This window comes from Terriglobia bacterium, assembly GCA_020073205.1.
In the GTDB taxonomy this organism is placed as follows: Bacteria; Acidobacteriota; Polarisedimenticolia; order Polarisedimenticolales; family JAIQFR01; genus JAIQFR01.
Map to the genome: position 1 here is coordinate 1 of JAIQFR010000131.1, position 10,563 is coordinate 10,563.

At 69.9% G+C, this 10,563-nt stretch carries 8 protein-coding genes; 5 read left to right on the forward strand and 3 right to left on the reverse strand.

Features of this window, described 5'->3' with window-relative positions:
* Positions 1-87: 87 nt before the first annotated feature.
* From LAO51_18305 to LAO51_18315, 3 genes are all read right to left on the reverse strand, one after another.
* A complete protein-coding gene (locus LAO51_18305; protein MBZ5640695.1) occupies positions 88-492 on the reverse strand; it encodes an OPT/YSL family transporter in 405 nt (134 codons plus the stop codon).
* A gap of 72 nt (positions 493-564) precedes the next feature.
* Positions 565-1,545 carry an NAD(P)H-quinone oxidoreductase gene (locus tag LAO51_18310; protein MBZ5640696.1) on the reverse strand — a complete coding sequence of 327 codons (981 nt, stop codon included), beginning with the start codon at positions 1,543-1,545 and terminating at the stop codon, positions 565-567.
* Positions 1,542-2,735, reverse strand: coding sequence for a DUF2062 domain-containing protein (locus tag LAO51_18315; GenBank protein MBZ5640697.1), 1,194 nt, complete (start codon positions 2,733-2,735; stop codon positions 1,542-1,544). Before LAO51_18315 ends, LAO51_18310 begins: the two co-directional genes overlap by 4 nt.
* A gap of 175 nt (positions 2,736-2,910) precedes the next feature.
* Here LAO51_18315 and LAO51_18320 point away from each other — a divergent pair, with 175 nt between their 5' ends.
* The 5 genes from LAO51_18320 to LAO51_18340 form a co-directional block, all read left to right on the forward strand.
* Positions 2,911-4,356 carry a S1 RNA-binding domain-containing protein gene (locus LAO51_18320; protein ID MBZ5640698.1) on the forward strand — a complete coding sequence of 482 codons (1,446 nt, stop codon included), beginning with the start codon at positions 2,911-2,913 and terminating at the stop codon, positions 4,354-4,356.
* Between the two features lie 88 nt (positions 4,357-4,444).
* Complete coding sequence (locus LAO51_18325) at positions 4,445-5,152, forward strand: CerR family C-terminal domain-containing protein (protein MBZ5640699.1); 708 nt, start codon at positions 4,445-4,447, stop codon at positions 5,150-5,152.
* A 26-nt stretch (positions 5,153-5,178) separates the two neighbouring features.
* Complete coding sequence (locus tag LAO51_18330) at positions 5,179-6,654, forward strand: TolC family protein (GenBank protein ID MBZ5640700.1); 1,476 nt, start codon at positions 5,179-5,181, stop codon at positions 6,652-6,654.
* Positions 6,651-7,775 carry an efflux RND transporter periplasmic adaptor subunit gene (locus LAO51_18335; protein MBZ5640701.1) on the forward strand — a complete coding sequence of 375 codons (1,125 nt, stop codon included), beginning with the start codon at positions 6,651-6,653 and terminating at the stop codon, positions 7,773-7,775. Before LAO51_18330 ends, LAO51_18335 begins: the two co-directional genes overlap by 4 nt.
* The coding region (locus LAO51_18340) for an efflux RND transporter permease subunit (protein ID MBZ5640702.1) at positions 7,772-10,563 on the forward strand (2,792 nt) is incomplete at its 3' end. The genes LAO51_18335 and LAO51_18340, both read left to right, overlap by 4 nt.

Consider the following 10,563-nt stretch of genomic DNA (forward strand, 5'->3'; position numbering starts at 1 on the left):
ACATCAGCGGCGCAAACATCCCGGTCAGCGGCGCCTGGGGAGTATAACGACGGCAATTGACTGAAAGAGGACGAAGTTCACGGGAAACTAAGAATGGCAGCGCAGGAAGATAAAACAAAAGCGATGGCGCTCGTCCACGAAGGCATGAATCACCAAATGGCTGGAGAATTGGATGACGCTATTGGTCTTTATAAGCGCTCCATTCACGTTCTCGAGCAGGGTCGACTTGCGGGCGAGGAGTGCCGAGAAGCCGATGGCGAGGATCGCGATGGGGATCGCGGACTCGATCCCCTGACCGAGCTTCAGGGCGATGTACGCCGCCGCCGCCGAAAACACCACCGTCATGGCCAGTCCGAACGCGATCGACCGGAGGGTGACCTCCGGCACCCGGCTCGTCGGGGGGATCAGCGGCACGTAGGTCTCGCCGGGCGCCAGCTCGCGGTAGGCGTTTTCCGGGAGGGACGCGGGCGCGGAAGACGTTGACGGGTCCACGCAGGTCCTCCTCCGGCCCGCGGGCGGCGGACCGAGCGGTGATTCTACGGCAGGCTTCGCGCGGCGCTTCGCTCAGTCCACCCGGAGGACGATCTTGCCGAAGTTCTCGTTGGCCTCCATGGCGGCGTGCGCCTGGGCGGCCGCCGCGAGGGGAAGGACGCGATCGATGACCGGCCGGAGCCGCCCGCTGGCGAGAAGAGGGACGACCCGGCGATCGAAAGCGCGGGCGAGGGCGATCTTCTCCTCGATCGGGCGGCTCCTGAGCACCGTCCCGACCACCGTGAGACGCTTCCGCATCAGGAGGGAAAGGTCCGCTTCGACGCGGCTTCCGCTCACGGTTCCGACCAGCACGATGCGCCCACCCGTGTCGAGCACCTCGAGGTTGACCCCCCAGGCGTCCGCGCCGAGGAGATCCACCACCAGGTCCACGCCCCCGCCCGCAGCGGCGCGGATCGATTCCGCCAGGCCCGGCGACGCCGGATCGAAGACCGGCGTCAGCCCCATCTCCTCGAGGCGGCGACGCTTATCGGCGGAGCGCGAGAGTGCGATCGCTCGCGCTCCTGCAACCCCGGCGATCTGCAGCGCCGCGGTCCCCACGCCCGACGCGGCGGCGTGCAGAAGCACCGTCCCGCCGGGACGGAGCCGGCCCCGCTCGAAGAGGGCATCGAAGGCGGTCATGAAGGCCTCGGGGACCGCCGCGGCCTCCTCCCATCCGAGCGTCGGCGGGATCCGGAGGCACATCCGCTCGTGGAGGGAGACCTTCTCGGCGTAACCACCTCCTCCCAGGAGGCCCATGACGCGGTCCCCGGGCCGAAGATCCACGACGCGCTCGCCGCGAGACTCGACCTCCCCGGCGAATTCGAGGCCGGGAATGTCCGCGGGAGCGCCGGGAGGCGCCGGATAGCGCCCGCGGCGCTGCAGCAGGTCCGCCCGGTTGAGCGCAGTGGCCCGTACCGCCACGCGCACCTCCTCGGGACCGTACGCGGGCTCCGGGACGTCGCGGAGCTCGAGCACCCCCGGCCCCCCGGGGCGCGATATGACGACGGCCCTCACGGGGTGGCACTTCGGACGACCGCACCGGGCCTGCGGATCGCCTCGAGGAGGACCACGGCGCGCGACGAGGATCTCAGGGTCGTCCGGTCCCGCACGTCGAAGCCCGCGGCGACCAGGGCGTTGCGGAGATCGGAGGCGCGACGGTATCCGAGGCGGTGGTGCGGCCGCCCGGGGAGGACCACCGAGAGGAAATCGAGGACCGCCGTCCACCGGAAGCGCGCCCCGGCCGCGGCGTCCGCCTCGCGCACCAGCAGGGTCGCCCCCGGCGAGAGGGCGCGGCCGAGCCGGCGCAGCAGCGCATCCTGGGACGGCGGCGGAAGGTAGCGCAGCACGTCCACCAGCAGGACGAGATCCGCGGAGGGCGGATCGAAGTCCCTGAGGTCGGTGGCGGCGAACGATGCGGCGGGGACGTCGTGCAACGCGTCGCGCGCGGCACGGACGTAACGTTCGGACACGTCCACGCCGAGGTAGGAGCGACCCGCCGCGAACCCGACCGGCGCGGCGGCCGCCAAGGCCGCCACGACGCCGCGGCCGCAGCCGAGGTCGAGGATCCGCCGGGCGCCGCCGAACGCCGGTTCCTCGAGGAGGAGCGGGAGGATCGGATCCCGCACGAGGGCGAATCGGGCCGCCTCCGCGTCCCGGATCGAGACGTCGAGGTATCGGCGGACGATCGTGTCCACAAGATCCTGGTACGTCGCCGGCAGACGACCCGCGCGGGCGATGAGCCATGCCGCGACGCCCAGCAGAACGGCGAGCCCCGTCCCGATGATCAGGCTGCCCGTGAAGAAGTCCCGGAAGAACCCCGCGACCCCTTCCTCGGCCACCTCCTTCATCGACAGACCCAGCCAGGCCTCCCGTAGGAGGCGATGCCCGACCTGGACCTCGGCGAAGATCAACGGCGGAGCGGTGAGAGGGTTGGCCAGGTTCGTGGCCGCGTAAACCAGGACCCGGTTCAGGCGAAAAACGGTGGCGAGCAGCACCGCGATCGCGAGATGCAGCCCCCAGAGCGGCGAGCATCCGACGAACACGCCGAGCGCCACCCCCATGGCCACCTTGCCGGGCGTCGTGTGCTCGGTCCGAAGGGTCATGTAGAGCCGCCTCAGCCAGCCCGCCTTCCTCCGCACCGAGGCCCCGGGTTTCGAAGGCTCCGAAGGGGGCTCCTCCGGGAGCCCGGCCAGCGTCCCTTTCACGACCGTCCCGCCTCCTTGAATCGGCCTGTAGCGTATCACCAGGAGTCCGGGGCTCACTTGTGGCACAATAGCGAGGTTCAATCGAGCGTCCCGTCCCGAGCGTTTGCCGGAAATCGCGCGGCGATCCGGTGAGACCCACGGCGACCGGATGTGGCTACGTGTCGAGAGGTATGCCGTGAGCGACGATCCGACCTTCACACCCGACTCCGATACCGGCTCGTTCGAGCCCCCGGCCCCGCCGCCCGAGAGCGACGGTGTGTCCGGGGCCGAGGCGGGGACCGCATCCGACGCGAAAGGCGTCGGCGGGCCGTTGGCCCACGAGGCGGAACTGCCCGCGGGCGCGGAGCCTAGGGCGACCTCCGACGCGCGTCCGGCTCAGGCGAAGCTGCCCCGCCGTAAACCCCGCGACCCTGCGGTGGCAAGGGCGTTCCGCGCGGGCTACCCGGTGGACGGCAAGGTCGAGAAGGTGATCAAGGGAGGGTACGAGGTCCAGGTGGGACGTTGTCGCGGCTTCTGTCCGCACTCCCAGATGGACCTTCACCGCGTCGACACGCCGGAGGAGCACCTCGGAAAGTCGTACAAGTTCCGGATCCTCCAGATGCGCCACGGCGGGGACGACGTGGTGGTGTCCCGGCGCGCGCTCCTCGAGGCGGACCGGGTCGAGGAGGCGAAGGCGGTTCGCGCGACCCTCATCGAGGGCACGATCACGGAGGGGCGCGTCGCGCGCCTCGCGGACTTCGGCGCGTTCGTGGATCTCGGCGCGGGGGTCACCGGCCTCGTTCACGTCTCGGAGATCGGGCTCGCGCGCGTCGTGAACGCGTCGGACGCGCTCACGGTGGGCGAGCGGGTCTCGGTCCGCGTCCTCAAGCTCGATGGCGAGACCGGGCGGATCTCCCTCAGCATCCGGCAGGCGCAGGACGACCCGTGGAAGGTCGTGGCGGACCGCTTCAAGGCGGGGCAGGTGTACCCCGGGACCGTGACCCGCCTCGCGGACTTCGGCGCGTTCATCGAGCTGACGGCCGGCGTCGAGGCGCTCGCATCCGCGAGGGAGTTCCCGCCTTCCGCCGCGGGCTGGAGGGACGGGCTCGAGCCGGGCACGGCGCTCGACTGGCTGGTGATCTCGGTGGACGCGGAGCACCGACGGATGAGCTTGGCGCCGGCCGTCGCCCAGGGGATTCCGTCCGCGCCGGTCCGCCTCGAACCCGGCTCGAAGCTCCACGGGAGGATCCAGAAGGTCGAGAAGTTCGGCGTCTTCGTCTGGCTCGGCCCCGGGCAGGTGGGTCTCGTCCCGAACGCCTGGACCGGCACCGCCCGCGGCACCGACCTCTCCCGGCAGTTCCCGGTCGGCAAGGAGGTCGAGGTCACTCTGGTCGAGGTCGCGGACGGCGGCCGCCGGATCCGGCTGACGATGGACGAGGCCGCGACCGCCGCGTCGGACGAGCCGGCGCCGCGCCGGCCCCATTCCCCCTCGGCGCGGCCGGACGCGAGGACCTCCGCGGCACCCAGGGAGCGGCACGAGCGCCAGGAGCAGGCGCCGGCGCAGCCCGCGGCCTCGTTCGGGACGAACCTCGGGGATGCGCTGAAGAGCGCGCTCGAGCGCAACCGCGGCCGCGACTCCTGATCCCGATCGAGTCCGTTCCTCCCCTCCGATTGCTCCTCGCGAACGATCGTTTTAAACTGGCGCTTCGTCCGGAGGGAGCGGAGGGAGCGTGGCCGTCCGAAGGGAAGCTCGTGCCAGGCCGCCCGCGGAGTCGAGGGACCGCCTCCTCGGCGCCGCCGAGCAGCTGTTCGCGGATCGGGGGTACTCCGCCGCATCCGTGCGCGGGATCACCACCGCCGCGGGATGCAACGTGGCGGCGGTGAACTACTACTTCGGGGGGAAGGACAGGCTGTACCGCGAGGTGTTCCGCCGCGGCCTCGCCGCGTTGCGCGCCCGCCGCATCGCGAGCATCAGACGCGCGATGGAGGACGCCGGGGACGGCGCCACTCTCGAGGGCCTGCTCGAGGCGTTCACGTCCGCGTTCCTGGAGCCGGCGGTGGCCCCGGCAGGCGGGGGTCGTTTCGCGGAGATCATCGCGCGGGAGTGGATGGATCCGCACCTTCCCCGCGACGTGTTCCGGAAGGAGCTGGTGGGGCCGGTTCGCGAGGCCCTCACCGACGCGATCCTGGCGACCTGCCCAGGACTCGATCGCTCGAAGGCGAACCTGTGTGTCCAGTCCATCGTGGCCCAGCTCGTCCAGGTGATCCAGCACCGACGCCTCTTCGGGACCCTCGGCGAATGGAGCCGGAATCCCCTGCGGCTGGAGGAGGTGGCCGAGCACATCGTACGCTTCTCGGCGGCCGGGACCCGCGCGTCCGCCGGGGATCGCCGCGGCGCTCCGGCCTCCTCGGGGAGAACGGGCGCGAGGCCGCGATGAACCGCAGAGCGATCGGAGGCCCGCGCATGCGATCCCACGTCGGAGCGCTCGTCCTGACCGCGGCGTTCGCCGTCCTCGCCGGGTGCGCCCACTCGATGTCCGAGATCCACGCGGGGCCCGGAACCTCGCTCGCTCCCGGCGTGGTTTGGACCCCCCCTCCCGGGACCCCCATGCCGGCCGCGGTCGAAGCGCCGCGCGCGCCGATCCCGCCCGAGCTGCTGGAAGCGGCGCAGCATTGGACGCTGCCCCAGCTCGTGGACCTGGCCCTCCGCAAGAGCCCGCAGACCCGCTCGGCCTGGGCCGCGGCGAGATCGGCCGCCGCCGCGTACGGCAGCGAGCGCGGGGCCTACTACCCCAACCTCGAGCTGGATGCGAACGTGACCCGCCTGAGAGGATCCGCCGCGGGAGGTACGATCCGGTTCCAGCAAACGAGCTACGGCCCCACGCTGATCGTCAACTACCTGCTCCTCGACCTCGGCGGACGGGCGGCGTCGGTGGAGGAGGCCCGCCAGGCGCTGATCGCCGCCGATTGGTCGCACAACGCCGCGATCCAGGACGTGGTTCTGGCGGTGGAGCAGGCCTACTACCAGTTCGCCGAGGCCAAGGCCTTGCGGGAGGCGAGCCTGGCGGACGTGAACGAGGCCCGCACGAACCTCGATGCGGCCGACCAGCGACACGCGGCGGGCGTGGCGACCATCGCCGACGTCCTCCAGGCCAAGACGGCGCTCGCCGAGTCGCAGCTCTCGCTCGACACCGTGGAAGGCCAGATCCAGACGGTGAAGGGAGCGCTGGCCACCGCCGTCGGCATCCCGGCGAACACGCCGTTCGACGTGGACGTCCCGGTCGGCGACCTTCCGCTCGATAAGGTCACGAAGGACGTGGAGGAGTTGATCCGCGACGCCGAGGCGCGGCGGCCGGACCTCGCGGCCGCGCGCTCCCGGGCCGCGGCGGCGCGGAGCCACGTCGACAAGGTGCGATCGGACGGACGGCTCTCCCTCGGCCTGAGCGGTCAGCTCGCCCCGATCTGGTACGAAGGCGGCGGCCACCAGGACACGTACACCACCGCGCTCCTCCTCAGGGTCCCGCTCTTCAGCGGCTATTCCCAGCGGTACAACACGCTGCAGGCCCAGGCCGACGCCGACCGGTCCGAGGCCGATCTCGAGTCGCTCGGGCAACAGGTCGTCTACCGGGTGTGGGCCAGCTACTACAACCTCATGACGGCGGCCCAGCGGGTGAAGACCATCCTGACCCTCGTCGAGAGCGCGAGCGAATCCAACGAGGTGGCCCTGGGCCGGTACAAGGCCGGCGTGGGGAGCATCCTCGACCTCCTCGTTGCGCAGGGGGGGCTGTCGTCAGCGCGGGCGCAGCAGGTCGTGGCGAGAGCGGACTGGTTCCTGTCGCTCGCGCAGCTCGCGCGGGAGACCGGGACGCTCTGGCCCCCCCCGGAGGCGCCGCAGGTCGTGACGCCGTCCGCCCTAGGCACCACGAAAGGGAAACCATGAGATTCAAGGCTCCGGCGGTTCGCGTCCTCGGCGTGGTCGCTCTCGCTCTCGTCGCCTCGGCGTGCGGCGCGAAACAGCAGCAGCGGGCCCAGTCCCCCGTTCCCGTGACGGTGGCCAAGACCGTGCGGAAGACCGTCGCGCTCCAGTTCCGCGCCATCGGCCGCGTCGAGCCGATCGCCAACGTCGCGGTGCGCGCGCGGATCGGCGGCGATCTCGTGAAGGTCGATTTCGAGGAGGGGCGGAGCGTCCGCGCCGGCGACACGCTGTTCGTCATCGATCCGCGGCAGTACGAGGCTTCGCTCCGGCAGGCCGAGGCCCAGCTCGCGCGGGATCAGGCGATGCTGCACAAGGCGGAGGAGGACGTCAAGCGGTACGCCGACCTGGTGAAGCGGGACTTCGTGACCCAGGAGCAGTACGACCAGATGGTCTCGAACGCGGAGTCGCTTAGGGCCACCGTCGCCGCCGACCAGGCCAACGCGGACAACGCCCGACTGCAGGTGGCCTACTGCACCATCAAGGCGCCGGTCTCCGGACGGACCGGCAACCTCATGTTGAAGGTCGGCAACCTGGTCAAGGCCAACGACGACAATCCGCTGGTCACGCTGAACGAGACCCGACCGATCTACGTCAGCTTCGCGGTGCCGGCGCAGCTCCTTCCCGCCATCGCCGCGCGCCGGAGCGGGAGGATCGCGGTGACCGCGGCGCAACCGGAGGGCACCGACCCGCCCTCCGCCGGGACGCTGTCCTTCGTCGACAACGCCGTGGATCCGTCGACCAGCACGATCCTCCTGAAGGCCACGTTCCCCAACGAGGACGAGCGGCTCTGGCCGGGGCAGTTCGTGGACGTGGTGGTCACCCTGGGGGAGGAGGCCGACCGAGTGGTGACCCCGACGCCGGCGCTCCAGACCGGGCAGCAGGGACAGTACGTCTACGTGGTGAAGAACGACGGCACGGTGGAGATGCGGCCCGTGAAGGTCGCCCGAATGGACGAGAGCGAGGCGGTGATCGCCGACGGGCTCACCGCCGGCGAGACCGTGGTCACCGACGGCCAGCTCCGGCTGGTACCGGGGTCCCGCGTCGAGATCAAGGGGGGGCAGACTCTGGGGGGCAAGCCGTCATGAGCTTCTCGGAGCTCTTCATCCGCCGCCCCATCATGACGACGATCGTCATGGTGGGGATCCTGATCTTCGGCTCGATGGCCTACCGGCTGCTGCCCGTGAGCGACCTCCCCAACGTGGACTTCCCCACCATCTCCGTGTCGGCGTCGCTCCCCGGCGCCAATCCCGACACCATGGCCTCCTCGGTGGCCACGCCGCTGGAGAAGGAGTTCTCCACCATCGCCGGGGTCGACTCGATGAGCTCGACGAGCTCCCTCGGCAGCACCAACGTCGTGCTGCAGTTCAGCCTGAGCCGCGACATCGACGCCGCCGCGCAGGACGTGCAGGCCGCCATCGCGCGGGCCAACCGGCAGCTCCCGCCGGACATGCCGTACCCGCCGAGCTACCAGAAGGTGAACCCCGCCGACCAGCCGGTCCTCTACCTCGCGCTCACGTCGCCGACGCTGCCGCTGTACGACCTGGACGAGTACGGCGAGACCATGATGGCCCAGCGGATCTCCACCGTTTCCGGGGTGGCGCAGGTCCTGGTGTACGGCGCGCAAAAATACGCCGTGCGGATCCAGCTCGATCCGCGCGCCCTTGCGACCCGCGGCCTGGGGATCGACGAGGTGTCCGAGGCGGTGCAGGCCGCGAACGTCAACCTGCCGTCGGGCATCCTCTACGGGCCGGACAAGGCCTACACCCTCATGGCGCAGGGGCAGCTCACCCGTGCAGCGGCCTACCGCCCGCTCGTGGTGGCGTACCGAGGGGGAAAGCCGGTGCGCCTCGACGAGCTGGGCGAGGTCCGGGACAGCGTCGAGAACAACAAGACCGCCGCCTGGTTCGTGGACCACCGCGGCGTCGTGCTGGCCATCCAGAGGCAGCCGGGAACCAACACCGTCGAAGTCGCGGGGATGGTCAAGGCGCTCCTGCCGACGTTCCAGAAGCAGCTTCCCGCGAGCGTGAAGCTCGACGTGCTCTTCGACCGGTCGGTCTCGATCCACGAGTCGGTGACCGACGTCAAGACCACGCTCTTGGTCACGCTGATCCTGGTGGTCCTGGTGATCTTCATGTTCCTGAGGAACCTGTCGGCCACCGTGATCCCCTCGCTGGCCATGCCGATGTCCATCGTCGGCACGTTCGCCGTCATGCAGCTGCTCGGCTATTCCCTGGACAACCTGTCGCTGATGGCGCTCACGCTGTCGGTGGGCTTCGTGGTGGACGACGCCATCGTCATGCTCGAGAACATCGTCCGCCACATGGAGCTGGGGGAGAAGCCGTATCAGGCCGCGCTCACCGGCTCCTCCGAGATCGGCTTCACCATCGTGTCCATGACGCTTTCGCTCGCTGCCGTGTTCATCCCGGTGCTGTTCATGGGCGGGATCATCGGCCGCCTCTTCCGGGAGTTCTCGGTGGTGATCGGGCTTTCGGTGCTGATCTCGGGGTTCGTCTCGCTGACGCTGACGCCGATGCTCTCCTCCCGTTTCATCCGCCCCCCGAGGGAGGTCGACCACCACGCGCTGTACAACCTGTTCGAGCGGTTCTTCGGCGGCATGCTGTCCGCGTACGAGGCCGGCCTCAAGTGGTCCCTGAGGCACCGCCTGACCATGCTGCTCGGCACTCTCGCGGTCATGGTGGTCACCGCCGCGCTGTTCGTCGTGGTCCCGAAGGGTTTCATCCCCTCGACGGACATCGGCCAGATCTTCGGCCAGGTGGAGGCCGCCGAGGGGATCTCCTTCGACGCCATGGTCCAGCACCAGAAGACGGTGGCGCAGGTCCTGCGCGACGACCCGAACATCGAAGCGTTCATGTCGTCGGCGGGGGCGCGCGGCAGCAGCGGCTCCAACGTCGGGTTCTTCTTCGCCCGCCTGAAGCCGAGGGACCGGCGGGCGCTCACCGCCGATCAGGTGGTGGAGGAGCTGCGGCCCAAGCTCTCCGCGATTCCGGGCCTGCGCGTGTACGTCCAGTCTCCCCCGGCGATCCAGGTGGGGGGCCGCCAGACCCGCGCCCAGTACCAGCTCACGTTGACGGGGCCCGACACGGACGAATTGTACCGGATCGCCCCCCAGCTCGAGGCCAAGATGCGGGCGCAACCGACGCTGGTGGACGTGAGCACCGACCTCCTGCTCAAGAATCCGGAGATCGACATCGAGATCAACCGGGACAAGGCCGCGTCCCTCGGCGTCACCGCCACCCAGATCGAGGATGCGCTCTACACCGCCTACGGCACCCGTCAGATCTCCACGATCTACGCCCCCAACAACGACTACCAGGTGATCATGGAGCTCGGGCCCGAGTTCCAGACCGGGATCCTCGACCTGTCCCTGCTCTACATCCGCTCGTCCTCGGGTCAGCTCGTGCCGCTGGACTCGCTGGTGAGGATGACGCCGGGCCTCGGCCCGCTGGTGGTCAACCACTCGGGGCAGATCCCCTCGGTGACGCTCTCGTTCAACCTGAGGCCGAACGTCTCGCTGGGCCAGGCCACCGACGAGGTCAACCGGCTGGCCCGCGAGACGCTCCCCGCGAGCATCAACGCCACCTTCCAGGGGACGGCGCAGGCCTTCCAGTCCTCGATGCAGGGACTCGGGCTGCTGCTGCTCCTGGCGATCCTGGTGATCTACATGGTGCTGGGCATCCTCTACGAGAGCTTCATCCATCCCTTCACGATCCTGTCGGCGCTTCCCCTCGCGGGTCTCGGCGCGCTGCTGACGCTCCTGATCTTCAGGGTCGATCTCAACATCTACGCCTTCGTCGGGATCATCATGCTGGTGGGTCTCGTGAAGAAGAACGGGATCATCATGATCGACTTCGC

Bases quoted from the DNA above. Each gene is read 5' to 3' on its own strand.
- LAO51_18330 (MBZ5640700.1), top strand. From the start codon at position 5,179: ATGCGATCCCACGTCGGAGCGCTCGTCCTGACCGCGGCGTTCGCCGTC.
- LAO51_18335 (MBZ5640701.1), top strand. From the start codon at position 6,651: ATGAGATTCAAGGCTCCGGCGGTTCGCGTCCTCGGCGTGGTCGCTCTC.